Consider the following 23,914-nt stretch of genomic DNA (forward strand, 5'->3'; position numbering starts at 1 on the left):
TGCCGCGCATGTTTACAGGGCGTTGCGACGTCCGCCTATTCGGCCGCCTCTTCCGCGGTGACTTCCAATTCTGCCAGATATTTTTCCGCTTCGAGTGCGGCCATGCAGCCCATGCCGGCCGCGGTGACGGCCTGGCGGTAGATTTCGTCGGTAACGTCGCCGGCGGCAAAGACGCCGGGAAGGGATGTCTTGGTGCTGTCGGCCTCGGTCCAGATGTAGCCGGTCGGCTTCAGCTTGATCTGCTCCTTGAACAGGTCGATGGCCGGCGCATGGCCGATGGCGATGAAAACGCCGTCGGCCGCCAGCTCCATGGTTTCGCCGGTCCGTGTGTTCTTGAGCCGGGCGCCGGTGACGGCCGGCGGGGTGCCGCCGCCGAGGATCTCGTCAAGCGCGTGGTTCCACACGACCGTGATCTTCGGGTGGGCGAAAAGCCGCTGCTGCAGGATCTTTTCCGCGCGGAACTCGTCGCGGCGGTGCACCACGGTCACTTCCTCGGCGATGTTGGCCAGATAAAGCGCCTCCTCCACGGCCGAGTTGCCGCCGCCGACAACGATCACCTTGCGGCCACGGTAGAAGAAGCCGTCGCAGGTGGCGCAGGCCGAGACGCCGGCGCCCATGTAGGTCTGCTCCGAGGGCAGGCCCAGCCATTTCGCCTGGGCGCCGGTGGCGATGATCACCGCGTCGGCGGTGTAGACCGTGCCGCTGTCGGCGACGAGCCGCTTCGGGGTGGCCGCGAGATCGGCTTCCACGATCAGGTCCCAGACGATCTTGGTGCCGACGTTCTCCGCCTGCTTCTGCATCTGCTCCATAAGCCAGGGACCCTGGATGGGATTGGCGAAGCCGGGATAGTTCTCCACCTCGGTGGTGATGGTGAGCTGGCCGCCCGGCTGCAGGCCGGCGATGAGCGTCGGTTCCACCATGGCGCGCGCCGCGTAGATCGCCGCGGTGTAGCCGGCAGGACCGGAACCGATGATGAGAAGCTTGGTGTGTGTCGCGGTCATGGGCATCGTCCGGTCTCTAAGGGGCTCAGCTTTCGCCGGACTTGCCGGCATGTCGGGCCTGCCAGCGGGCGAGGATCGCCGCAGCAATGACAGGTGTGGAATCTAGTGGCTCGTACCTATAGGTTTCAAGCCGCCCGGCAAAGGGGCGAGTAATCCCCAATGCCGACATATTATCAAGAAACTTGCGGATTTTCTCGTGTCCGCCGCTCGGCTCGTAAACGAGCACGGGGCGACCGGTCGCAGCCGCTTCCCCCACCATATTGGTCGAATCGGCCGTCACCACCACCGCGTCGGCACACGCGAGGTAGGCGGCGAGCGGATTTTCGCCCGTGCCGTCCCACAGCAGATGAGGTCCGCCGATCTTCAGAAGGCGGGAAATCCGGTCGGCTAGCAGGTCGGGCGTGCGCCGCGATAGGGTCACCATCAGATGCGTGGTCTCGGCCAGATGCTCCAGCCGGTGGCCGAGCGCCTCCACGTCGTAGGGCGTGAAGCGATGATGGCGGCTGTCGCCGCCGATAAGCACGGCGACCCGGGGAGAGGCGAGATGCGCCACGTCCGCCGGCGGCATGACCCGCAGATGGCTCAGAAGCACCTTGGAGAACCGGTGTGGAGGGGTGGGGGTTGCCAGCACGTTCTCGCCGCGCAGCCTGTCGTGTTCCGGTACCCAGATGAAATCCGCCGTGCCAGGGCCCGTCAGCGGATCCTTCAGAAAGGCGGTCATGGTCCGACCGCCGGAGGCGTGCGCGACGTATCTGAGATAGGGCACGGCCCTGCGGCCGGAGGCGATGACGAGATCCGGATAGGGCGGGCGGATCGGGCTTTGAGGACGCGATGGGCGTTCGCGCGGGTCGATCGGGCCCCACGGCATCGCCCAGACGAAGGGCGGGCGGGGGGCGACGTGGCGCCTCTCGTAAGGGCAATCGAGCGCCTCGACCACGGCGGCACACTGGTTTTCGTCGCCGGCCTTGCCGTCGCTCAGCACCCACGCGGACCTGATCGGAACGGGTGCGCTGCTTTCTGTCACAGGGGCCGGCACGGGGGATAACCTCTCATATTCTTTCCGAATCGTGCGCGATATTGTTATATGGTTACAAAACTGCGCAAAAAACATACATCTGCGCATTGGGCCTTCCTGTCCTGCCACGGCCGGCCCAATGAGGCAATCGGGGGTTCAAGAGTGAAAGCTCGACTGGACGCTATCGACTGGAAGATCCTGAAAGAGCTTCAGGACGACGGCCGCATGACCAACGTGGAGCTGGCGCGTCGCGTCGGCATTTCCGCCCCGCCCTGTCTACGCCGGGTTCGGGCGCTGGAGGAAGCGGGAATCATCCGCGGCTATCGCACGCTCGTTGACGAGAAGCAGCTTGGGCTCGATGTCACCGCCTTCGCGATGGTGGGGCTGCATTCCCAGGCCGAAAGCGATCTTCAGGCTTTCGAGCGTGCGACCCGCAACTGGCCGCTGGTGCGTGAGGCCTACATGCTGTCGGGCGAGGTGGATTTCTTGCTGAAATGCGTGGCGCCGGACCTGCAGACCTTTCAGAACTTCATCATTTCCGACCTGACCGCGGCGGCGAACGTGGACAGCGTGCGCACGGCGCTCACAATCCGCCGGACCAAGGACGAGCCGCTCGTCGCGCTGGACTGATTTTTCTGCGGGAATGCTCCGCAAACGAAAAAGCCCGCCGGGCGGACCCGGCGGGCTTCGAAACTCGTAAGCTGTGGGCTCGATTAGTCGAGCGCGCGCAGCGAGCCGGCCGAGGTGCGGCCGTCGCGGCCCGTCTCGAGCTCGAACTCAACCTTCTGGTTCTCGGCAAGGCCATGCAGACCAGCGCGTTCCACCGCGGAAATGTGGACGAAAACGTCCTTGCCGCCAGCGTCCGGCGAAATGAAGCCATAGCCCTTGGTGGTGTTGAAGAATTTCACGGTGCCGGTAGCCATCTACCTGTCTCCATCATCTCATCATTTACCGCAGTGCGAGATTGCAGCGGCTTAACGCAGTTATCGATATCGTCCCGAAACTGCGACCTTTGTCGGACAGGCAGTATCTTAGAAGAGCGAAATAACTGGTCTTGGCGACATAGAGCCAGATTGCGGATAAATCAAGTCCCAAGCGACGAAGGCGCGCGAAGATTTTGTAAAAATTCTCGTGAAGAAAACTCTATTTTCGGAAGCCAGGTTAGAAAAAAATCATAAATACAATGGAGTTGGCGGGGGCAGGGGTGCCCTCCGCACGGTTTCGGACCAAAGCGACAAAAGTTGACGCAAGGGGATCTAGATGCCCGCCGTCTCCAGAACCCGGCGGGCGATAACCTGCGCCTGGATCTCCGCCGCACCCTCGAAGATGTTGAGGATGCGGGCATCGCACAGCACGCGGGAGATCGGGTATTCCTGCGCAAAGCCGTTGCCGCCGTGGATCTGGACCGCATTGTCGGCCGCGGCCCAGGCGACGCGGGCCGCGAGCAACTTGGCCATGCCGGCTTCCAGGTCGCAACGTCGGCCCTGATCCTTCTCACGGGCCGAATGGTAGGTGAGCTGGCGGGCGATCAGGATCTCGCAGGCCATCATCGCCAGCTTGTCGGAAACACGCGGAAACTTGATCAGCGGCCGGGCGAACTGGATGCGTTCCTGGGCATAGCGAAGGCCGAGTTCCAGCGCCGACTGGGCAACGCCGATGGCACGGGCCGCGGTCTGGATGCGGGCGCCCTCGAAAGTCTGCATCAGCTGCTTGAAACCCTGCCCCTCGACCTGACCCAGCAGATTTTCCGCCTTCACCTCGAAGCCGTCGAAGGCGATCTCGTATTCCTTCATCCCGCGATAGCCGATGACCTCGATCTCGCCGCCGGTCATGCCCTCGGCCGGGAACGGGTCGGCATCGTCGCCGCGCGGCTTTTCGGCAAGAAACATCGACAGGCCGCGATAGCCGGGCTCTTCCGGGTTGGTGCGCGCCAGAAGGGTCATCAGATCGGCGCGCACGGGATGCGTGATCCAGGTCTTGTTGCCGTGGACCTTCCACACGTCGCCGTCCCTGACCGCCCGCGTCCTCAGCGAGGCGAGGTCGGAGCCGGTGTTGGGTTCGGTGAAGACGGCGGTCGGTAGCACCTCGCCGGAGGCGATTTTCGGCAGCCATTTCGCCTTCTGTTCCTCCGTACCGCCGCACAGGATCAATTCCGCGGCGATTTCGGAACGAGTGCCGAGCGAACCGACGCCGATATAGGCGCGCGAAAGCTCCTCGGAGACGACGCACATGGATTCCTTGCCGAGCCCCAGTCCGCCGTATTCCTCCGGAATGGTCAGGCCGAAGACGCCGAGCTCGGCCATGTGGGCGATGACCTCGAGCGGGATGTACTCGTTGGCGAGATGCCACTCGTGGGCGCGGGGCACGACCTCCGCCTCGCCGAAGCGGCGCATCTCGTTGCGGATCTGTTCGTAGGTCTCGTCAAGCCCGGCATCGCCGACGGTGGCGGAGCCCTGCTGCTGCACCATTAGCTCGACCAGATGGGCGCGGGTCTCGGCCGTGTTGCCGGTGGCGATCAGGGTCTCGACCTCGGGCGTGCGTGCCCGCGCGATCGACTCAGCGCGCACGCCCATGTCGGAAAGACGGACAATCTCACCCTGGCTCATGGGAATGCCGCCGAAGATCTGTGCCAGATATTCGGCAAACGCCATGCGGGCGAGCTGATCCTCGATCCGGCCGTAGCGGCCTTCCGCACTCATGCGAGAGGCGTAGTCTGCCACTTGGCGTAGCGCCTGCGCGTAGGTCGCAAGCCATGCCAGTCCATGTGCGGCGCGTTGTTCCAGGTCCATCCGCCCGGCGTCGATCCGACTGTCGACGACCACTCGCTCGCGCACGCCCGCCGCGGCTTCCGCCACCAGCGTATCGACGGCGGCAAGCGCCGGTCCGGCAAGGTCGACGAGATCGGAGGTGGCTGCGGCCGGAGACGGCGCGGCGAGTGTCATGTCGGATCCCCCACGTATGGTTCTTCGTATTGGTTGCTTGTTACGAAAGGTTATGTTGCGCTGCAAACTATCCTTTTGTCGAGTCTGTCTGGACGGCGCCCCCGCGCCTCAATCGAGAGGTCAAAAATGCCTTCGATATGGGCATGCCCTTCGCAGTGCATGGCGAGTTGTGCCCGGTGTGGCAGCATCGCGATTACACCTGGAGTGATGGCTTTGTTCTTATCCGATTGATATTGCAAGAAATATCCATGTATATATTTCAAAGGGTATCGATGCTTATAAAATAGACCCGTCATATCAACGGCTTGGTTGCCCTTCTTATCCCTTCGTAAACCTCTCGGTTCTACGCTGCGCGTCACTTCCCGTTCTCCGTCGCCGGCTGTTTCGATCTGATGCGATCCGCCGGCGCGGTTCCCGATTCCACCGCCGTCCGGGACGTGTGCAATGCGACTGTTTTCTAGAAGAAATTCGATTTTTCTCTCTGGTCTCTCTCTCAAGGCGCGGGTGTTCAGCCTTGTCGTCATCTCATCCGCTAGTCTGCTTTGTGTCGCTGGCGTCTATTGGTGGAGCCAGTCGCAGGTGGCTGAGGCGAGCGCGGACGAAGTCGCCTTTGCCTCGCTGGCTGCGGAAGCGCGGGACATGTCCGCCGCGGCCCAGTGGCTGCACGGCGCGGAGCAGGGCTATCTGCACAAGCCATCGCAGGAGGCGATGACGTCGCTTCTCGCCCTTGAAGCCGGCGTCCGCGAGCACGGCAGGACCATCGCCTCGATGGATGTTGCCGCGCCCTATCGCGCGAGCCTTGCGGAAGTGATCGACACGCTCGACAGCATTCACGATACTTTCGAGACGCTGCACGCGGTGCAGTCCGGCATCGGGTTCGATCCCGAGACGGGGCTTCTGGGCGAGCTTTCGGAAACCTCCGCCCGGGTAGAGCGGCGGCTCGTCAAGGAGGCCCGGTTCGGCGGCGGGGCCGATTACGACAAGCTCGCCCGCGCCATCGTCGAGGTCTCGCGCAACGAGAAGGCCTTTCTGCTCAATCCCACCGATGTCGCGGAAGGGGCATTCGAGGTTGCCTACGCCCGCTTCGACCGGCGGCTGAAGAAGGCCAAGATTCCCGAAGACGTGCGCGGCGAGCTTTCCGGCGACATGGCGACCTATCGCAAGGGCTTCGATGCATACACAGGTCTGGTCGCCGAGCGTGCCAAGACGGTCGAGTTGATGGAGACGCTCTTCTCGCTGCTGCCGCCGCGCCTCGATGCGCTGAAGGCGGTCGCGGAAGAAGGGCGGACGGAGGCGGTGGCGCGGCTGGCGCAGGTGCGAACCTACACATTGGCCATCGTCACCGTGATGATCGGCGCCTCCATCATCGTCGCCACTTTACTCGGGCTGGTAATTGCATCCTCGATCACCGGACAGCTCGTCGGCTTCCGAAAGGTGATGGAGCGGCTTGCTGACGGCGAGAACGACGTCGATATTCCCGGAACCGGCGGGCGCGACGAGATGTCGGCGATGGCCAGGACGCTGATGGTCTTCCGCGACAATGCCGTGGAGCGCGAGCGGCTGCGGGCGGAACAGGCGAACGAGGAGGAGGCGCGCAACGTCCGCGCCGGGCGCATTGCGGGTCTCATCGGTTCGTTCGAGGACACGGTCGCCGGCGTGCTTGCCGGTCTCAACAGTGCATCGCAGGATCTGCGGGGTGCCGCAAAAGCGGTGGAGGAAGCCTCCGACAACGTGACCGAGGAGGCGCGCAGAGCCGGCGATTCGGTCTCCATCGCCACGGACAATGTCGGCAGCGCGGCGCAGGCGACGCGCGAAATGGCATCCTCCATCGGGCAAATCGCGGAACAGGCGGACAAGTCCCGCGAGATCGCGCGCAAGGCCATGACGGGCGCCGGGGAGACATCCGCCACCATGGCGACGCTCGCCCGCACCGCCGACCGCATCGGTCAGGTGATGCACCTGATCCGCGACATCGCCGACCAGACCAACATGCTGGCGCTCAATGCCACCATCGAGGCGGCGCGGGCCGGCGAGGCCGGGCGCGGGTTCGCGGTCGTTGCGGCGGAGGTGAAGGAGCTGGCGACGCAGACCTCGAAGGCGACGGAGGAAATCGCGACCCAGATCGAGTCCATCCAGGCCATTTCGTCCGATGCGACGAGCTCGATTTCCGACATCCGCCAGATCATCGACGACATGCACGCCATTGCGGAGACGGTGGCGGCCTCCGTCGCTGAGCAGAGCGCGTCGGTGGATGCGATCTCCCATAACATCGACGGGGCTTCCACCAGATCGCAGGAAGGCGCGGATGCGATGGGCAGCGTCGGGGCGGCGACCGAGCATGCCCGGCGCACCGGGCGCAGCGTGGAGGATCTCTCGCAGCGGCTTGCCGAACAGGTGGAGACGATCCGGCGCGAGGTGGAACTGTTCCTGGACGGCGTTCGCGCGGCATGAGGGGGCCTGCCCGCAGGCGTAATCGGGAGGGCCCCGCGCTGCGTCAGCCGGCTTGCGTCCTGATCCGGCCGGTGGAGGGGCGCGAGACGAGGGCCACGCCGCCGATGGCGATGACCATGCCGAGGATCTGGATGGGGGCCAGAGCTTCGCCGAAGAGGAAATAGCCTTCCACGGCGGTTGCGGCGGGAACGAGGTAGAACAGGCCCGCCACGCGCGAGACCTCGCCCTTGCGGATCAGAAGCATCAGCAGCGAGATCGCGCCCAGCGACAGCACGACGACGAGCCAGAACAGGGCGAAGACGAATTCGCCTGTCCATTGCACCTCGCCCGTTTCAGTGAACAGGGCGAGGAGGGCAGTCACGCTCAGGGCGCCAGCATATTGGTAGAAGACCCCGCCGCGCATTTCCATGTGCTGGGCGAAGCGCTTCTGGTAGATCGTGCCGAAGGCGATGCCGAGCACGGCCAGCAGGCACATGCCGACCGTCTCCGGCCGGATCCCCTGCCCTGCGACTCCGGCCTTGGGGCCGAGCACCAGCCCCACGCCGACGAGCCCGATCGCCATGCCGATCCAGTAGCGGGTGTCGATGCGTTCGCCGAGCAGCATGCCGGCGAAAAGGGCCGTGACGAGCGGCTGAAGGCCGACGATGAGTGCCGCCACGCCCGCGGGCATGCCGTTGTCGATCGCCCAGAAGACCCCGCCAAGATAGATGCCGTGAATGAGAATCCCGACCACGATCGCATGGCCGCGCTCGTGCATCGTCAACCGCCTGCGGGGCGGGACGGCGAGCATCGAAAGGGCGAGGATCGCCAGCACCGCGACATAGCGCAGGACCAGGAAGGTCAGCGGCTCGGCGTAGGGCGCTCCCATACGCGATCCGATGAAGCCGGTCGACCAGAGCAGCACGAAAATCACCGGCACGGCGCGAAGAAGCAGGGACATGGGTTGATCCGGAAAGAGGGCGGACAGGCGAGAATGCCCGCAAGCGCATGGTGCGAGAAATGGAGAGGACCGGGAAAACTGCCGCCGACGCGCACCGCAGGTGCGTTCGCTACCTTAGCGGAATGACCGCGCGTCGCAACCGAAAGGCGCGGATGCCGCTCGGGCTTTGCGGGCAGGGCGAAACCAAATCGCAAGGTTAATCGGCGACAACGGACACTTGGATCACGGGCGCGCCGTCGATGGCGGGGCGAGCGGTGCGGATGAGCCGCGGAAGGCACATGGCTGAAACTTGCGCAGAAGCTGCGGGCAGCGGCGAGGACGGCAAGCGGGTGGGCAACCGGTTCGTTTTCCGCCTGGCGCTGTTGTGCCTCGGCGCCGTCTTCGCGGCCGCCTCCCTGTGGTTGGTTCATGCCGGACAGGCGAAACGTGCCGCCGATGTCCGCGCGCATGCTGCAGCAAGGCTCGATCTCGGAGACACGCTGATCTCGCTGCGCGATTTTCGCGACGTCACGAGCCGGTATCTGGCAAATCCCTCCCGCGAGCCCATCGCTGCGGTGAATGCCGCGGAGCGGAGGCTGCGGGATCGGCTCAACGCGCTGGGACCGCTCGGAGGCCCCGACGGAGCGCGCGCTGCGCGAGCCGGGACGGCGCAGGATGTCATTGGCGAACTCGACCGGTTGCGCAATCAGCTCGAAACGGTGCGGCAGAGCCAGGAGGCGATCGGCGGCGATCTGGCAAGTGGTCTGCTCGGACGGCTGAAGGAGGCGGGCGATGCCGTGGCGCAGGCGTTTGCGACGGAAGTTGCCGTTCGGCGCACGCCGGCAGCGCTGAAGAAAGTGGCCGCGGCTTTCGACGAGGCGCGACGGGTCGAGACGGTTTTTCTCGTGACCGCCGGATCGGCCGACCCGTCGGGCTATCGCGGCGAACTGGATGCGCTCGTCGACAAGCTGCGCGCGGTGCGTCTTTCGGCCAAGCGGGAGGCTCGGCTTGCCGGACTTTTGTCGGGCTATCGGGATGCATTCGTTGCCTATGTGGAGGCCGTGCTCCAGCGCAGCGCCGCCACCCGGGAGGTCGAGGCAGGGCTCGGCGCGCTGGTGCAGGATCTGAGCGCGGCGCTCGAGCGGACGCGTTCGCCCTCCGGGTTCGAGGTTACAGGCGGACGGTTCGATGACCTCGCACGGCCGTCGATATTGCTCGCCGTCGGGCTCGGCCTGTGTGCGCTCGCTGCCTTCGGCTTTGGCCGGGGCCCCGGGGCGAGAAGCGATGCGGAAGCGGGGCCCGTCCGCTCCGATGACCTCGCGGTCGTGTCCCAGCCGGCTTCGACGCCCGAAGCAGAGGCCGGACGGACAGAGCCGGAGGCGTCGCCATCGGAGATCCGGCATGCCGATGCCCGGCGTGAGCCGGATCAGCGCGCCGAGGCGCTTGCGGAGGTTCTGAAGGCGGGTGAGGCCTGGAAGGCCCGCAACGCTCGCATTGAGGACCTGTCGCATCACCTTGAGGAAACGGTTTCGTTCGCCATCGCCAGCCTGAAGACGGCGGCGGGCGCCATGAACGAAGCGGTGGAGGCGGTCGCGATCACCTCCAAGAACGTCCTTGGAGCGGCCGACAGGAGCGGCGCCAACCACGAGGCCATTCTTGCCGCGCTTGAGGCGGCGCGGAGCGAGCGCGACGAGCTGGCCGGCTCGCTCGCCTCCTTCGGGGCGTTGGCGGAGCGTACCGACGCTGTGACCCGCGAGGCGCGTGGCCGGTCGGGCCGCGGCGACGTGGTGATGCAAAGGCTGACCGGATCGGCGGAGCGTATCGGCAACATGCTGGAGGCGATCCGCGCCGTGGCTGATCGTACCAACCTGCTGGCACTGAACGCGACCATCGAGGCGGCGCGCGCCGGTGCAGCCGGCAAGAGCTTTGCGGTCGTCGCGCAGGAGGTCAAGCAGCTTGCCGCTCAGACCGCACAGGCAACGCAGGACATCGAGGCCGAGATCGAAGCCATCCGGGCCGCGACCGACGACGCGGTTGCCGCCTTCTCCCAGGTTGCCGGCGTGATCGACACCGTTGACGGGGTCGCTTCCGGCGTTCGCGAGACGCTGCAGCGGCAGGAGGACCGGATCGCGGCGCTGACGGTCCGCCTCGACGAGGCGTCGGGTCTTGGCAGCGACGGAGACAAGGCGGCGGCGATCATCCGTAAGGCGCGGGGGCAGGCGGCGGAGACCGGTGCAGCCGTCGACAGGCTCGCCGCGATCATGCTGGAGGAAGCCTCCCGCGTCGAAGACGAGATGAAGGACTTCCTCACCGAGCTGCGCGCGCTGTAATCCGCTGTTTCCCGGGTGCATGACCGATACGGCGCTGCCCAAGCCTGTCGCAAGCCCTGTCGCGATATCGCGCCGGTGTGTGTTAGAACCGTTCCGACAAGACGACAGGGCGAAACGCGGGAGCCGGACGGAGAACGATGAGCGAGACTTGCGTGATCGTGGGGGCAGGGCAGGCGGGCGCGCAGGCCGCGCACAGCCTGCGCCAGGGCGGATATGAAGGCGATGTCGTCATGCTTGGCGATGAGGCCCATCCGCCCTATCAGCGCCCGCCGCTTTCCAAGAAGTATCTCTCCGGCGAATTCGAGGCCGAGCGGCTATGGCTGCGGCCGACGGAATTCTACGAGGCAAACGGCATCGATCTGAAGACGGGGGCCCGTGTTTCCGCGATCGATCGTGAGGGCGGCTGTGTCGTGTGCTCTGACGGGCGCGAGATCGGCTACGACACGCTGCTGCTGGCCACGGGAACGCGGCCCCGCGCGTTGCCGCTGCCAGGCTTCGACCTGCCGGGCGTGCTTCCGTTGAGGACCCTCGCCGATGTCGATGCGCTGCGCGCGCTGATGGCGGTGCCGCGCCGGATCGTCATTGTCGGCGGCGGCTATATCGGGCTGGAGGTGGCGGCTGTCGCGCGCGGGCTTGGCCACGAGGTGATGGTGCTGGAGAGCCAGGGCCGCGTGCTCAATCGGGTCGTCGCGCCGGAACTCTCGGACTTCTATGCGCAGCTTCACCTCTCGCGCGGCGTCGTGCTGCGCTTTGGCGTCTCGGCTGCGGCCGTGGAGGGCGACGGACAGGTGGAAGCGGTGCGGCTCACCTCGGGCGAGCGGATCGATTGCGACCTGGTTCTCGTCGCCGTCGGCGCGGTGCCGAACACCGAGCTCGCCGAGGCCGCCGGGCTCGCCGTTGACGACGGCATTTCGGTCGATGCCTCGTGCCGCACGTCCGATCCGGCGATCTTTGCGGCCGGCGACTGCACGCGCTTTCCATCCGCCCGCTACGGCCGCACCATACGGCTTGAAAGCGTGCAGAACGCCATCGATCAGGCCAAGGCCGCGGCCAGCGCCATTCTCGGGCACGAGCGGACCTACGATCCGGTGCCGTGGTTCTGGTCAGACCAGTACGAGGTCAAGCTGCAGATCGCCGGGCTTTCGCAGATGCACGAGGAAACGAAGCGCGTCGGCGATCCGGCGGGCGGGTCGTTCTACATCGCCTATCTGCGTGGCGAGCGACTGCTGGCGGTCGATTCGGTCAACCACCCGCGCTCGCACATGATGGCACGCAGATCCATGGGCGAGGTCTGGCGCGAGGATCTTCTGCCGGCCGGCTGAGAACGAGCGCGGAAACCACGATGGTCGCGGAGGGCTACCGCTCGCCGGCGCGAACGTTTTCCAGGATCAGCCGGGTGCACTCGCGCGGAATTTCCATCTGCAGCATGTGACCGGTCCGCTCGAACACGTGGACCGCCACAGGCCCCGGCATGCGATGGGCCTGGCGGGTCGGCAGAACGCGGTCCTGCGTGCCCCAGATCACCTTCACCGGGCAGGCGAGCTCGCCCAGCTTGTCTCGCGGCAGGGTCTTCTGACGCTCGCCGTCGATGATCGCATCGACAATCGTCTCCAGCGCCTCGATGGCGCCGGGTGCCTTCCGCGCTTCCGCGATATGGGCGGCAAGCTTGCGCGGCACCGGGTTCTCCCAGCCGAAGAACTGTTCCAGCAGCAGCTGGATCTGTTCCTCTTCGCGGGCGCTGGCGTAGCGGCGCAGCAGGCGGTGGTTGATTTCCTCGCCGAAGCCGCCGGGTGCCAGAAGGGTCAGGCTGGCGATGCGTTCGGGCGCGCGCAGGGCGATCAGCGTCGCGATGGCCCCGCCCATCGAATGGCCGACCAGATGGATCCGCTCAAGGCCCAGTCCGTCGAGTGTCCGGGTCGCCGCCTTTGCCGAAAGGCCGGCATGGCCGATCTCGGGCCAGCCGATCGCCTGGCCGTGACCGGGAAGGTCCATGGCGAGAGAGCGCACATGGCGGGCGAGTGCGGTCTGGATGTTGGCCCAGCTCATCGCATCCCCGCCGAACCCGTGCAGCAGGACGACGGGCGCGCCCGTTTTCTCGGCACCGAACTCCTCAACGGGCAGCAGGCGGGTCTGGTCGGTCATCGATGTCTCCGGTTGGTTTCTCGGCGGGATGGCGGTTGAACGGATGATTGGCGGGTCGAGCGCGCATCAAAGCCCGAAATGTGACAGGCGGCAACGGCCGTGCCGTGGCCGATGCGGATCGATGCCGAATACACGAGAAATAGCGGGAAACTGTGTGTCCGCGATCACATACAATCGGAGCATTGCCAATTATGGTCAGCGTCAGGAGCGATTCGCGGCATTGGTGCGTGCGAGCCGGCGGTCGTCCCTGTCTTTTCGCTCCTGATGGAGCAGCCGGCAGATGCCGGCATGAGCCTTTATCCCGACGTTCGACCGACCGGAGTTGTCTGAATGCGACGTTTGACGTTTCTGTTCGCCGCCGTGGCTGCGATCTCGCTGTCCTTTCTGATGCCCGTCCAAGCCCAGGAGCGGGTCTTCGATCCCGTCTCCCGGTCATGGATCAAGGTGCAGCTCACCCGTGACATGGCGGCGGCGATCGCCAAGCGCAAGTACAAGCGCCGCGAGGTTCGCTACACGGGGAGCGAGGAGCCCGGCACGATCATCATCGATACCGGGGAGCGCACGCTGACCTACGTGCTGCCCAAGGGCCGCGCGATGCTCTACGGCATCGGTGTGGGGCGTGAGGGCTTCACCTGGCAGGGGCGCGAGAAGATCACCCGCAAGGCCAAGTGGCCGGGCTGGACGCCGCCGGCGGAGATGCGCGTGCGCGAGGCGAAGGCCGGCCGCAAGATCCCGGCCTACATGCCGGGCGGTGAGGACAATCCGCTTGGCGCGCGCGCGCTCTATCTCGGCCACACGCTCTATCGCATCCACGGCACGAACGAGGACTGGAGCATCGGCTACCAGGTGTCCTCCGGCTGCATCCGCATGTTCAACGAGGATGTGATCGACCTTTACGATAGGGTTGCGGTCGGCGCGCCGGTCGTCGTGCGCTGATATCGAAGGGTTTCGCGCTGCGGTCAGGCGACCGCGGCGCGGGCCATCTCGTCGTCGCGCCAGCGATAGAGCTCCACCGGGTGCTCCATGCCCTTCAGCCGGTGGGGACCAATGCTTTCCCAGCTGTCGCTGCAGGATCGGGCGACGGCATCGGTTGCAAGTGCGCTCTCGTGCAGCTCCTTCGTCAGTTTCTCGATGCGCGCGGCTGTGTTGACAGCCGGACCGACGACCGAGAACGACAGGCGTGACGGCACGCCGATGTTCCCGAACATCACCTCGCCGAGCGACGCCGACAGTCCGAACTGAATCTCGTGCTGGTGGTTCTTGCGACGTCGCGCGTTGACTGCGATGCGACGGGAGAGGGCGCAGCTGACGGCTTCGCTGGCGGCGCGGATCGCGACGGCGCTGTCCTCGTTCTCGGCCAGCGGGAAAATCGCCAGAACCGCATCTCCGATGAAATCCAGAACCTCGCCGCCCGCATCGATGGCGCTGCCTGCGGTGCAGTCGAAATAGTCGTTGAGCAGGGCGAGATATTCGTCGCCGGACAGCGCTTCGGCGAGCGTCGAGGATTCGCGCAGGTCCGAATAGAGGATCACCGCGCGGGTGGTCGCCCCGTCGCCTCGGCGGATGTTGCCGGCGAGCACTTCGCGCCCGGCATGCCGGCCGAGATAGGTCTCGGTGATGTTGGTGGCGATATTGGCCTGAATGGCTGTTCGGCAGGCGACGGCGAAGCCGCGCTGGATGCGCCGCAGCGCGAGGATGTCCGAATCGGTGAAGCCGCCGGCGCGGTCCGAGGCCCAGCTGATGATGATGCCCGAGTTCTTGCCGTTGGAAAGCGAGGTGGCGGTATCGAACCGGGTGATCATGGCCAGGTAGTCGGTATAGCCCGCGGCGGCCATGTCCTGGAGCAGGGGGAAGTCGACGACGGCGGTCGGGCCGGCCAGCCGGCGGCGCAACACGTCCGAACCGGACTCAACGAGATGCTTGAACGGGCTGTGGTTCCACTCGTCCGTCCGCTGCTCGCGATGGGCGAACTGTTCGAGAACGACGTTCTGCCCCTTCTTCCAGATCGCCGCCTCCACCTCGATGAGCGGATGGAGCGTCGGCCAGGAGAGCATGGAACGGGCCACCGGCACGCCAATGGAGAACAGGGCCTCGCAGACCTCGCGGTACATCTGAACGATGTTCGGGGAAGAAAGGGCCTGATCCACGAGCCAATCTTCCAGCGATGTGATCAGGGCGTCGTGGGACATGCGATCGATCCGGTCGGGTCTCGGGCAACGAGGTGTGACGGGTGCCCGGCTGAAAGGGTGGTGGACGCGGGGCGTATGCTGAGCGGGCGCACATTAGATCGGTCCGCCGGCCGTTGGAGACAAGAGTACTTACACGCAGTCGTGATCGCTCTGCCCGGGGGGCGCGATCCGCGTGTCCGCAAAGGCCCAGAGCCTGGAGCCCAGAAAGGTTACCGCAGGGACCAGCACGATGGCCAGCAGGATGCCGAGAGATTGCGGCCAGTTGGTGAAGGCGAGCCAGCCTGCAAGCGCTCCGGAATTGGCGGCAAAGCCGAGCAGGGCGATGAGGAAAAAACGCGGCAGGCGCGCCTTCCAGCGCGCTTGCGCCTTGTCCTCTTGCGGAAAGCTCCAGAAATGGTGGCCGGCGAAGGAGACCAGAAACGCGGTCAGAAAAGCGATTGCGTTGGCGATGAGCGGCGGCAGGATGCCGGGCGTCGCAAGCGCGAGGGCAACGCCGGCATGAACGCCGGTCGCCGTCAGCCCAACAATGCCGAAACGCGATGCGGCGAGGATCTCGCCCACCGCGCGGCTGATCCAGAACGGGCGCTCAGTCATTGTCGTCGTGCCGGTTCGCGAGGGGAGCCTCCGGATCCGTCGCCGGACCCGCGATCACGTCACGCACCAGATAGATCGGCCGCTGCTTGGTCTCGTTGAAGAGACGGGCGACGTATTCGCCGACGATGCCGATTGAGAGAAGCTGGATGCCGGAGAAGAACAGGATGGCCGTCATGATGGAGGCGTAGCCCGGCATGTCGATGCCGAAGACCATCGTGCGCAACACCAGAAAGAGCGCATAGGCGAAGGCGAGCGCGGCCACCCCGGCCCCGCAATAGGTCCACACCCGCAAGGGAACGGTGGAGAAACCGGTCAGGCCGTCGAGCGCGAAGTTCCACAGCTTCCAGTAGTTCCACTTGGTCGTGCCGGCCGCGCGCGCGGGCCGCTCGTAGGGCAGAGCCATGGCGGAAAAGCCGACCCAGGCAAACAGGCCCTTCATGAAGCGGTTGCGCTCCGGCAGCTCCTTCAGCGCCTCGATGACGGCCCGGTCGATGAGCCGGAAATCGCCGGCATTGTGCGGCAGGTCGATGTTGGAGAGCCTGTTGAAGAGGCGATAGAAGGCGGAAGCCGAACCGCGCTTGACGGCGGTGTCGCTGGTTCTGTCGACGCGCAGGCCGTAGACAACGTCATAGCCGGCGCGCCAGCCCTCCAGCATCTGCGGCACCAGTTCGGGTGGGTCCTGGAGGTCGGCATCGAGCACGACGGCGACGTCTCCGCGGGCGTGCTCGATCCCGGCCGTCAGCGCCGCTTCCTTGCCGAAATTGCGCGACAGGCCGACGAGGCGCCCGGGCAGGCCCGCTTCCAGGCGGGCGCTCAGGATCGCCGCCGTGGCATCACGGCTGCCGTCATCGACGAAGACGAATTCGTGCACGATGCCGGCTTGGCGCATGATGCCGGTGACGGCGGCGAGGAACTGGTCGATCACCTCTTCCTCGTTGAAGACGGGCACAATCAGGCTGACCAGCGGGCTCGCCGGACGTGCGGCCCTTCGGCGCGCGATATAGGGCTGGATGGGATCCGACATGGCTCGACCTGATTTCGTCCCGGTTATGGCTTGCGTCCGCGCGCTCGCGCGGCCCCGGCGCCAGCATCGCCCGTTGCTTAGACCGGATTGCCGCGCTTGTCACATGGCTTGGCCGCCCTATGGTTCAAGGCCCAGCGGCGGGCGGCTCAAATCAGGCAGACGAACGGCATGATACTTCTCGACGACAAGGCGATCATTCCGATCGGATGCAGCTGCATCAACCAGTTCCAGATCGAGTTCAGCTTCGGCAAGGAACGCTGTCGCGGCTCCCTGTTCCAGTGGACCATTGCCACGCCGCGCAGCACTGTTGAAGTCCTCGAACACGCAAAGGCGGGCACGCTTGGTGCCCTGTTCGGCGACAGGAGCCAGTTCGAACTGGACGGCACGCACCTGCGCAACCGAAACTTCGACGGTTTCTATCACTGGCACGAGGATGCGGGAGGGCTCTTGGGGCCACAGGATGCTCCGTTCTCGCGCTTTGCGGAAAAGATGGCGCATCTGAGCGAGGGTACCTTCACCGTGGAAGGCCCGGTCTGGCTCCTGTGGTCGAACATCCAGCCGAACCTTCGCCAGGAGGTGGAGGACAATACCCGGCTCGGCTGGGACGACTTCCGATTGACGCGGGCCCGTCGCGACGCCATTCGCACGGCCGCACGCAATGTGTTCGACGATCCGCGTTTTGTCTTCGTCGGTCGCTCTCAGGATGTGGATGAGGAGTTATGGCACGACGAAGACGTGATGCTGATGGAGCTGCCGCGTTCGGACAAGTTCCGAGGCGCGAAAGGGCTATACGCCGACGTCTTCGCGCGGATAGAGGCGGCCGCGTGAAGCGGCCTTCCGCTCAAGCGTTTGCCGTATCCAGTGCCATTCGCGCAAGCGGCGTTTTTGCGATGAAGAAGAGCCAGGCGTCGAGATCCACGTTTTCCTTCCTGGTCTTGAGGACCTCGATGGAAATCGAATGGCCGAACCACTCGCACATGACATAGGGAAAGACCGTTGGCCGCACGCCGAAAGGATCCATTTGGGACGCTTCGGAGGGGCCATGGGAATTGGTATGCTCGATAACCAGAAGACCATCATCCTTCAGTTGATCTAGCCACGTGGCAAATGCCTGACGGGGGTTCCAGCTTTGATCGTGCGAATTCGTATAGACGAAATCGAACGCAGCCACCCACTCCTCGTTGCGATCGTGGAAGTCCCATTGCACGCTGTTGTCAAACTGGGTCGCGGTATCGGAAATGTCGGTTCCGATGACATCGAATCCGAAAGCCTTGATGAAGCATGACTGTTCGAAGCCGTTGCGGCTGCCGTGGCATAGTCCCTTCAGCTTTTCTCCCGGCTTGCGGGCGGCAAGTTTCTCCCCTATCAGGCGCAAGGTCTTCTCGTCGGCCCAGACGTTCTTGATCTTCTGCTTGTTATAGAAGGTCTGAACGTCCCGGTACTGTTCGTAGCTTTCGTATTCGTAGAGGTAGAAATCGACAAGACGGGTGGAGGGCACGACCTTGAGGTCGTGACGCTCCAGAATCGGAGCAACCGCCTTCTTGAGACGCCGAATGAGGAAGGGCTTCTTCCGGGACATGACTGGCACAACTCCGGGACAAATAGTTTTTATGACGTCCAGGGCACATTCCGATCGGATTGAACCAATCTGATCGGAAAGAAGTCGCTCGAGCCGATTCTGGTGCTCGGTGGCTTCCTGGGATCTGAGGCGTTTGCACGCGATCCCTCCTGCAGGAACCGCAATCCAACCAGAGATCGATCAGTCACGCGATCAAGGGAGGTGCCAGGCCGCAGTCATCCAATCGCCGGACGAGCAGGCCGGAGCTTGAGATACATTGAGACATGAAGGCGATGCGATGCCATGTCAAGTCGGCTGCTGCCGGAGTGTGGAATGTTGCGGGGGAAGACTGCGCACGACTTCTGAAAGTGGGAAATTTGTGACCGGAAACGAAATTCGCGCGCCCCGATTTACGGGCCGCGCGAACAAAGTGCAGTTACATTGAGACAAACGGCTCGATCTGCGAGCTCAATTTCCCACTAACGGCCGGTTTCGATCCGGAGCGTGCTTCCGCCGACTGGGGGATTGTCCGCCGCCCGGAGCGAAAGGTTCACAGCGCGCCGTGGCAGTGCTTGTATTTCTTGCCGGAGCCGCAGGGGCACAGCTCGTTGCGACCGACCTTGCCCCATGTCGCAGGATCGTTCGGGTCGCGTTCGGCGGCCGTGGCGCGGCCGGGGCGGGCGGCCAGGGCGACATTGCCGTCATCGGCATAGCCGTCGATGGGCTCGTCGCCATGGCTGACCTGCATCGGGGGCAGGTCGTCATCGCTCGGCATTTCCGGGGCTTGCTGCTGGACAAGCTCCACCCGCATGAGCTGGGCGGTCACGATCTGGCGCAGGTTGCCGAGCATCGCTTCGAACAGCGTGAAGGCCTCGGTCTTGTATTCCTGCAAGGGATCGCGCTGGGCGTAGCCGCGGAAGCCGATGACCGAGCGCAGGTGATCGAGCGTTGCCAGATGTTCGCGCCAGAGCTGGTCGAGCGTCTGCAGCAGCACCGCCTTTTCGACCTGGCGCATGATATCGGGACCGTACTGGCCGACCTTGCGCGCCATGACTTCGGCTGCCGCACGCTTCAGACGGTCGCGCACTTCCTCGTCGGCGATGCCTTCTTCTTCCGCCCAGTCCTTGACCGGCAGGTCCATGTTGAGGACGCCGCGCACCTCTTCCAGCAGGCCATCCGTATCCCACTGCTCGGGATAGGCCTTCTCGGGAATGTGGCGGGCGACGATGTCCTCGATGACCTCCTCGCGCATGTCGGCGATGGTGTCGGCGAGATCCTCGCCATCCATCAGTTCAAGCCGCTGCTCGAAGACGACCTTGCGCTGGTCGTTCATCACGTCGTCGTACTTGAGGATGTTCTTGCGGGCGTCGAAGTTGCGGGCCTCGACCTTCTGCTGCGCCTTCTCAAGTGCCTTGTTGATCCACGGATGGACGATCGCCTCGCCCTCCTTGAGACCCAGGCGCTGCAGCATGGAATCCATCTTCTCCGACCCGAAGATGCGCATCAGGTCGTCTTCCAGCGACAGGAAGAAGCGGGTGTGGCCGGGGTCGCCCTGACGGCCGGAACGGCCGCGCAGCTGGTTGTCGATGCGTCGGCTCTCGTGGCGCTCGGTGGCGACCACGTAGAGGCCGCCGGCCTCTAGCGCGATCTGCTTAAGCCGTTCGATGTCGGCGTGGATCGCGGCTTCCTTCGCCTCGCGTTCGGGGCCTTCCTCCATTTCGCCGAGTTCCAGCTGGATGCGCATGTCGGCGTTGCCGCCGAGCTGGATGTCGGTGCCGCGGCCGGCCATGTTGGTGGCGATGGTAATGGCGCCCGGCACGCCAGCCTGCGAAATGATCGCGGCTTCCTGCTCGTGGTAGCGCGCGTTCAGGACCGCGAAGACGCGCTCGTCCTTGGTGCCCTGGTCGCCGTCGTAGAGCGAACGGAACGCGTGCGCATCGCTGACGTCGGCCTGACGGTAGCCGCTCTTCTTCAGGATGTCGGCGATCAGCTCCGACTTCTCGATCGAGGTGGTGCCGACGAGCACGGGCTGGCCGCGGTCCTTGCACTCGCCGATCAGTTCCACGATCGCCTTGTATTTCTCGCCGGCCGTCCGGTAGACCTCGTCGTCATCGTCGATACGACGGACCGGCAGGTTGGTCGGGATCTCGACCACTTCCAGCTTGTAGATGTCGGCGAATTCGTCCGCTTCCGTCGCCGCCGTGCCGGTCATGCCGGCCAGCTTGTCGTACATGCGGAAGTAGTTCTGGAACGTGATGGAGGCGAGCGTCTGGTTCTCCGGCTGGATGGCGACGTGTTCCTTCGCCTCCAGCGCCTGGTGCAGGCCTTCCGAATAGCGCCGGCCCGGCATCATGCGGCCGGTGAACTCGTCGATGATGACGACCTCGCCGTTGCGGACAATGTAGTCCTTGTCGCGCTGGAACAGCTTGTGCGCCTTCAGCGCCTGCTGCAGGTGGTGGACGACGGAGACGTTCTCCACGTCATAGAGGCCGTCGCCCTTCAGCAGGCCGGCTTCGGAAAGAAGCTTCTCGAGCTTCTCGTTGCCCTCTTCGGTGAAGCTCGCCGTGCGCTGCTTCTCGTCGATCTCGTAATCCTCGTCGACGAGATGCGGCACGAAGGTGTCGATGGTGTTGTAGAAGTCGGAACGGTCCTCGAGAGGGCCGGAGATGATCAGCGGCGTGCGTGCCTCGTCGATGAGAATGCTGTCCACCTCGTCGACGATGGCGAAGTGGTGGCCGCGCTGGCACATCGATCCGCGCTCATACTTCATGTTGTCGCGCAGATAGTCGAAGCCGAACTCGTTGTTGGTGCCGTAGGTGATGTCGCAGGCATAGGCTGCGGCGCGCTGCTGGTCGTCGAGACCGTGGACGATCACGCCGACGGAGAGGCCGAGGAACCGGTAGATGCGGCCCATCCAGCCGGCATCACGGCTAGCCAGATAGTCGTTGACGGTGACGACGTGGACGCCCTTGCCCTCCAGCGCGTTGAGGTAGGTGGCAAGCGTCGCCACCAGCGTCTTGCCTTCGCCGGTCTTCATTTCGGCGATGCCGCTGTCGTGCAGCACCATGCCGCCGATCAACTGGACGTCGAAATGGCGCTGGCCGAGCACGCGCTTGGCCGCTTCCCGCACCGTCGCGAAGGCCGCGGGCAGAAGGTCGTCCAGCTTTGCGCCATCGGCAAGCTGCTTCTTGAACTCGGCCGTGCGCGCCCTCAATTCCTCATCGGAAAGGGCAGCGACTTCCGGCTCGAGCGCATTGATCGCCTCAACCCTGCCGCGATACGTTTTTACCTTCCGGTCGTTCGCGGATCCGAAGAGTTTGCGGGCGATAGCACCGAGGCCGACCATGATGGTCCTTCCTTTGGCAAAGCCGTGCCATGTCGCAAGCGTGCGGCTTAAGCTTGACGTCTATGCGGTTTCGATCGAGCGGCGGCCCGCCTTCATGCGGCAGTCGCGGTCGTCCGGACGGAAATGTCCCGGCAACGGCCGGGCCGACCGACAGATAAGAGGGGCCTGAAAGCTTGTCAACGTCGCCCCAGTCGGCATAACTCGCGCTCAAGTCCTGCGGGCAGCCGCTATGGCCGGGCTCCGCACTCAACACCCACGCAACAGGATGCTTACATGTTCCAGTTAAACAGCGCCGTCAAACATGGGGCCGTCGCCATGCGCCCCCTCATTGCCGGTTGCATGATCGCTCTCTTTGCTGCGGCCCCGGTTCGCGCCGCCGAGGAGGGCGACAAGGTCGTGGCCACGGTCAATGGCGAGACGATCACCGAGGCCGATGTCGCCATCGCCGCGCAGGACTATGCGCAGGATCTCGCGCAGGTGCCGGAAGCCTTGCGCCGCAACCTGCTCGTCGGCGTGCTGGTGGACATGCACGTTCTGGCCGATGCCTCGCTCAAGGCGGGCCGGGCAGAGGAGCCGGGTGTCAAGCGCGCGCTCGAGTACGCTCGGCTGCGCACGCTGCGCGATTCCTACTTCAACGAAAAGAACACCCTGGAGCCGGACGATGCCGCGCTGAAGAAGCTCTATGACGAGCAGTACGGCGATTTCAAAGGCCCCGAAGAGGTCCATGCCCGTCACATTCTGGTGAAAACCGAAGACGAGGCCAAGGCGATCATCAAGGAACTCGATAGCGGCAAGGATTTCGCCGAACTCGCCAAGGAGAAGTCGACCGGCCCCTCCGGTCCCAACGGTGGTGATCTCGGCTATTTCACCAAGGACCGGATGGTCGAGGAATTCGCCAACGCGGCGTTCGACATGAAGCCGGGCACCTATTCCAAGGAGCCGGTGAAGACCCAGTTCGGCTGGCACGTGATCAAGGTCGAGGACAAACGTCAGCAGCCGGCCCCGTCCTTCGACGAGGTGAAGAACCAGCTGCGCGCCGAGGCGATCCGCGCCAAGTACAACGAGGTGATGGAGGACCTGAAATCAAAGGCCGACATCAAGATCTTGGCGGATGAGGACAAGGCACTGAAAGCCGGAGAGGCGACCCCGGAGACGGCCGATCCGGAGAAGGCGGAAAAGTGAGCCGTTCGGTGGAATGGGAAATGACATAAAGAAAGCCGGGCCTCGTGCCCGGCTTTCTTGTATCCGGCCTGTCGCTTGTACCGGCGAGAGGGCTTCTAGGGCGGTCAGTCAGACCGTCCAGGGGCTGATCAGATGCCTGACCGCCCGTCGAAGACCTTCCTCGTCGTCCAGATTGCCGGCGAGAAGCTGCGTCCAGGCGTAGCAGGTCATCAGGTCCGCTGCGACGAACGGGTCGATATCGGAGGGCACCTCGCCGCGTGTCTTGGCACGTTCGATAATGCCCGCCGTGTGGGTCTTTCGTTCCTTTCTGTAGGCGCGCAGGGCTTTCGCGGCGGCTTCGTTTGACTGCGCCTCGGCAATCACCGATCGGAAGATGCTGCCGGACGGGGTCTCGCGCCAGTTTCGGAACAGCTCGCGCAGGAAATTGAAGGCGTCGTCTTCGAGCGAGCCGGTATCGTGATCGGGAATGGGGCGTTTCTGGCGGTGATAGACATCGAGGAGAAGCGCGGCCTTGCTCGGCCACCACCGGTAGATCGTGGGTTTGCCCGCGCGGGCGCGCTTGGCCACGGCTTCGATGGAAAAACTAGAATATCCCTTTTCGGCCAAGATTGCCGCCGCCGCGTTGAGGATGGCTTCCGCACTGGCCTCGCTGCGTTTCGCTCCAACCGAATGGCGTGCCTCGATTTTTTCTGACATCTGCGGCTCGTTGGTTTCTTGTTTCGATAGTGCGGCTATCCGAACGTGAGGCGGTCTAACATATCGTCGGGCGTCCCGGCACCGGCTCGGTCCCGATCGGTGCCGGGCAAGTCGCCGCGCCCCGTTGCTCGGACACTTCCGTTTCTACCTTGCAATTCGCACCTCTGCGGTTCTGGGGAGTTTCGCCTATCTCTTGACAGAACGAAACGGGTCGTTCTATTAGTGCGATCTCGATATGAAACGTATCGTTCCGTTTAGATGGGGTTTGTCCATGTCAGCAACTGTTTTTTCTCGTAACCGCTTCACCGTGCTTGTCATGATAGGGGTCTACCCGCTGGTCACGGGGCTGCTGTACGCCATCATACCGCTCACCGAAGGGTGGGCCATGTGGCAGCGCACTGCAATTCTGGTTCCGCTCGTGGTGGTGAGCATGGTCTGGGGCATCATTCCGTTGATCCATCGTCGGTGCGGCGCTTTTCTCCATCGGAAAAAATGAAACGGTGACGCGGGCGACAAGAAGTAGGG

21 protein-coding genes are annotated in these 23,914 nt (G+C 64.4%); 8 read left to right on the top strand and 13 right to left on the bottom strand.

Annotated elements, in window-relative coordinates; all coding sequences use genetic code 11:
- Positions 1-35: 35 nt before the first annotated feature.
- Complete coding sequence (gene trxB, locus V2L18_RS19165; RefSeq protein ID WP_336179924.1) at positions 36-1,001, bottom strand: thioredoxin-disulfide reductase; 966 nt, start codon at positions 999-1,001, stop codon at positions 36-38.
- A 25-nt stretch (positions 1,002-1,026) separates the two neighbouring features.
- Complete coding sequence (locus tag V2L18_RS19170; protein ID WP_336179925.1) at positions 1,027-1,983, bottom strand: mitochondrial fission ELM1 family protein; 957 nt, start codon at positions 1,981-1,983, stop codon at positions 1,027-1,029.
- Between the two features lie 195 nt (positions 1,984-2,178).
- Here V2L18_RS19170 and V2L18_RS19175 point away from each other — a divergent pair, with 195 nt between their 5' ends.
- Positions 2,179-2,646 (top strand): Lrp/AsnC family transcriptional regulator, encoded by a 468-nt coding sequence (locus V2L18_RS19175; protein ID WP_336179926.1) that lies wholly within the window; start codon positions 2,179-2,181, stop codon positions 2,644-2,646.
- Positions 2,647-2,729: 83 nt separating this feature from the next.
- On the opposite strand, the gene V2L18_RS19180 is transcribed toward V2L18_RS19175, so the two are convergent.
- From V2L18_RS19180 to V2L18_RS19190, 3 genes are all read right to left on the bottom strand, one after another.
- Positions 2,730-2,939, bottom strand: coding sequence for a cold-shock protein (locus tag V2L18_RS19180; protein WP_336179927.1), 210 nt, complete (start codon positions 2,937-2,939; stop codon positions 2,730-2,732).
- A 333-nt stretch (positions 2,940-3,272) separates the two neighbouring features.
- A complete protein-coding gene (locus V2L18_RS19185) occupies positions 3,273-4,958 on the bottom strand; it encodes an acyl-CoA dehydrogenase family protein (RefSeq protein ID WP_336179928.1) in 1,686 nt (561 codons plus the stop codon).
- 50 nt (positions 4,959-5,008) lie between these two features.
- The gene (locus V2L18_RS19190) at positions 5,009-5,482 is read right to left on the bottom strand and encodes a hypothetical protein (RefSeq protein WP_336179929.1); all 474 of its coding nucleotides are present in this window, start codon (positions 5,480-5,482) and stop codon (positions 5,009-5,011) included.
- Between the two features lie 55 nt (positions 5,483-5,537).
- Here V2L18_RS19190 and V2L18_RS19195 point away from each other — a divergent pair, with 55 nt between their 5' ends.
- Positions 5,538-7,409, top strand: coding sequence for a methyl-accepting chemotaxis protein (locus V2L18_RS19195; RefSeq protein WP_336179930.1), 1,872 nt, complete (start codon positions 5,538-5,540; stop codon positions 7,407-7,409).
- Between the two features lie 43 nt (positions 7,410-7,452).
- Here the strand turns inward: V2L18_RS19195 and V2L18_RS19200 are convergent, their stop codons facing one another.
- Positions 7,453-8,349 carry a DMT family transporter gene (locus V2L18_RS19200; protein ID WP_336179931.1) on the bottom strand — a complete coding sequence of 299 codons (897 nt, stop codon included), beginning with the start codon at positions 8,347-8,349 and terminating at the stop codon, positions 7,453-7,455.
- 278 nt (positions 8,350-8,627) lie between these two features.
- Between V2L18_RS19200 and V2L18_RS19205 the strand changes: the two genes are divergently transcribed.
- Together V2L18_RS19205 and V2L18_RS19210 are read left to right on the top strand one after the other, a co-directional pair.
- The gene (locus V2L18_RS19205; RefSeq protein ID WP_336179932.1) at positions 8,628-10,658 is read left to right on the top strand and encodes a methyl-accepting chemotaxis protein; all 2,031 of its coding nucleotides are present in this window, start codon (positions 8,628-8,630) and stop codon (positions 10,656-10,658) included.
- A gap of 137 nt (positions 10,659-10,795) precedes the next feature.
- The gene (locus tag V2L18_RS19210; RefSeq protein ID WP_336179933.1) at positions 10,796-11,980 is read left to right on the top strand and encodes an FAD-dependent oxidoreductase; all 1,185 of its coding nucleotides are present in this window, start codon (positions 10,796-10,798) and stop codon (positions 11,978-11,980) included.
- A 34-nt stretch (positions 11,981-12,014) separates the two neighbouring features.
- On the opposite strand, the gene V2L18_RS19215 is transcribed toward V2L18_RS19210, so the two are convergent.
- Entirely contained in the window at positions 12,015-12,800 is a 786-nt protein-coding gene (locus tag V2L18_RS19215; RefSeq protein ID WP_336179934.1) for an alpha/beta fold hydrolase, read from the bottom strand.
- A 330-nt stretch (positions 12,801-13,130) separates the two neighbouring features.
- Between V2L18_RS19215 and V2L18_RS19220 the strand changes: the two genes are divergently transcribed.
- On the top strand, positions 13,131-13,736 hold the full coding sequence (locus tag V2L18_RS19220) for a L,D-transpeptidase (RefSeq protein ID WP_336179935.1): 606 nt from the start codon (positions 13,131-13,133) through the stop codon (positions 13,734-13,736).
- Between the two features lie 23 nt (positions 13,737-13,759).
- On the opposite strand, the gene V2L18_RS19225 is transcribed toward V2L18_RS19220, so the two are convergent.
- The 3 genes from V2L18_RS19225 to V2L18_RS19235 all read right to left on the bottom strand — a co-directional run bounded on the left by V2L18_RS19225 (position 13,760) and on the right by V2L18_RS19235 (position 16,607).
- Complete coding sequence (locus V2L18_RS19225; protein ID WP_336179936.1) at positions 13,760-14,989, bottom strand: adenylate/guanylate cyclase domain-containing protein; 1,230 nt, start codon at positions 14,987-14,989, stop codon at positions 13,760-13,762.
- A 129-nt stretch (positions 14,990-15,118) separates the two neighbouring features.
- The gene (locus V2L18_RS19230) at positions 15,119-15,583 is read right to left on the bottom strand and encodes a GtrA family protein (RefSeq protein WP_336179937.1); all 465 of its coding nucleotides are present in this window, start codon (positions 15,581-15,583) and stop codon (positions 15,119-15,121) included.
- Positions 15,576-16,607, bottom strand: coding sequence for a glycosyltransferase family 2 protein (locus tag V2L18_RS19235; protein ID WP_336179938.1), 1,032 nt, complete (start codon positions 16,605-16,607; stop codon positions 15,576-15,578). Before V2L18_RS19235 ends, V2L18_RS19230 begins: the two co-directional genes overlap by 8 nt.
- 168 nt (positions 16,608-16,775) lie before the next feature.
- Here V2L18_RS19235 and V2L18_RS19240 point away from each other — a divergent pair, with 168 nt between their 5' ends.
- Entirely contained in the window at positions 16,776-17,435 is a 660-nt protein-coding gene (locus V2L18_RS19240; RefSeq protein WP_336179939.1) for a hypothetical protein, read from the top strand.
- Positions 17,436-17,448: 13 nt separating this feature from the next.
- Here the strand turns inward: V2L18_RS19240 and V2L18_RS19245 are convergent, their stop codons facing one another.
- Entirely contained in the window at positions 17,449-18,186 is a 738-nt protein-coding gene (locus V2L18_RS19245; protein WP_336179940.1) for a hypothetical protein, read from the bottom strand.
- Between the two features lie 529 nt (positions 18,187-18,715).
- Positions 18,716-21,511: a preprotein translocase subunit SecA gene (gene secA, locus V2L18_RS19250; protein WP_336179942.1), complete on the bottom strand. Its 2,796-nt coding sequence runs from the start codon at positions 21,509-21,511 to the stop codon at positions 18,716-18,718.
- Between the two features lie 273 nt (positions 21,512-21,784).
- Between secA and V2L18_RS19255 the strand changes: the two genes are divergently transcribed.
- Positions 21,785-22,693, top strand: coding sequence for a peptidylprolyl isomerase (locus V2L18_RS19255; RefSeq protein ID WP_336179943.1), 909 nt, complete (start codon positions 21,785-21,787; stop codon positions 22,691-22,693).
- Between the two features lie 108 nt (positions 22,694-22,801).
- Here V2L18_RS19255 and V2L18_RS19260 read toward each other — a convergent pair whose 3' ends face one another.
- Positions 22,802-23,389, bottom strand: coding sequence for a TetR/AcrR family transcriptional regulator (locus tag V2L18_RS19260; protein ID WP_336179944.1), 588 nt, complete (start codon positions 23,387-23,389; stop codon positions 22,802-22,804).
- A gap of 235 nt (positions 23,390-23,624) precedes the next feature.
- On the opposite strand from V2L18_RS19260, the gene V2L18_RS19265 reads away from it, so the two are divergent.
- Positions 23,625-23,885 (top strand): hypothetical protein, encoded by a 261-nt coding sequence (locus V2L18_RS19265; RefSeq protein ID WP_336179945.1) that lies wholly within the window; start codon positions 23,625-23,627, stop codon positions 23,883-23,885.
- Positions 23,886-23,914: the final 29 nt, after the last annotated feature.

The sequence above is a fragment of the Breoghania sp. JC706 genome (genome assembly GCF_037026715.1).
Lineage (GTDB): Bacteria > Pseudomonadota > Alphaproteobacteria > Rhizobiales > Stappiaceae > Breoghania.

Bases quoted from the DNA above. Each gene is read 5' to 3' on its own strand.
- V2L18_RS19240 (WP_336179939.1), top strand. From the start codon at position 16,776: ATGATACTTCTCGACGACAAGGCGATCATTCCGATCGGATGCAGCTGC.
- V2L18_RS19205 (WP_336179932.1), top strand. From the start codon at position 8,628: ATGGCTGAAACTTGCGCAGAAGCTGCGGGCAGCGGCGAGGACGGCAAG.
- V2L18_RS19260 (WP_336179944.1), bottom strand. From the start codon at position 23,389: ATGTCAGAAAAAATCGAGGCACGCCATTCGGTTGGAGCGAAACGCAGC.
- V2L18_RS19200 (WP_336179931.1), bottom strand. From the start codon at position 8,349: ATGTCCCTGCTTCTTCGCGCCGTGCCGGTGATTTTCGTGCTGCTCTGG.
- V2L18_RS19230 (WP_336179937.1), bottom strand. From the start codon at position 15,583: ATGACTGAGCGCCCGTTCTGGATCAGCCGCGCGGTGGGCGAGATCCTC.
- V2L18_RS19265 (WP_336179945.1), top strand. From the start codon at position 23,625: ATGAAACGTATCGTTCCGTTTAGATGGGGTTTGTCCATGTCAGCAACT.
- V2L18_RS19220 (WP_336179935.1), top strand. From the start codon at position 13,131: ATGCGACGTTTGACGTTTCTGTTCGCCGCCGTGGCTGCGATCTCGCTG.
- V2L18_RS19215 (WP_336179934.1), bottom strand. From the start codon at position 12,800: ATGACCGACCAGACCCGCCTGCTGCCCGTTGAGGAGTTCGGTGCCGAG.
- V2L18_RS19235 (WP_336179938.1), bottom strand. From the start codon at position 16,607: ATGTCGGATCCCATCCAGCCCTATATCGCGCGCCGAAGGGCCGCACGT.
- V2L18_RS19225 (WP_336179936.1), bottom strand. From the start codon at position 14,989: ATGTCCCACGACGCCCTGATCACATCGCTGGAAGATTGGCTCGTGGAT.
- secA (WP_336179942.1), bottom strand. From the start codon at position 21,511: ATGGTCGGCCTCGGTGCTATCGCCCGCAAACTCTTCGGATCCGCGAAC.
- V2L18_RS19245 (WP_336179940.1), bottom strand. From the start codon at position 18,186: ATGTCCCGGAAGAAGCCCTTCCTCATTCGGCGTCTCAAGAAGGCGGTT.
- trxB (WP_336179924.1), bottom strand. From the start codon at position 1,001: ATGACCGCGACACACACCAAGCTTCTCATCATCGGTTCCGGTCCTGCC.
- V2L18_RS19190 (WP_336179929.1), bottom strand. From the start codon at position 5,482: ATGACGACAAGGCTGAACACCCGCGCCTTGAGAGAGAGACCAGAGAGA.
- V2L18_RS19255 (WP_336179943.1), top strand. From the start codon at position 21,785: ATGTTCCAGTTAAACAGCGCCGTCAAACATGGGGCCGTCGCCATGCGC.
- V2L18_RS19185 (WP_336179928.1), bottom strand. From the start codon at position 4,958: ATGACACTCGCCGCGCCGTCTCCGGCCGCAGCCACCTCCGATCTCGTC.
- V2L18_RS19180 (WP_336179927.1), bottom strand. From the start codon at position 2,939: ATGGCTACCGGCACCGTGAAATTCTTCAACACCACCAAGGGCTATGGC.
- V2L18_RS19210 (WP_336179933.1), top strand. From the start codon at position 10,796: ATGAGCGAGACTTGCGTGATCGTGGGGGCAGGGCAGGCGGGCGCGCAG.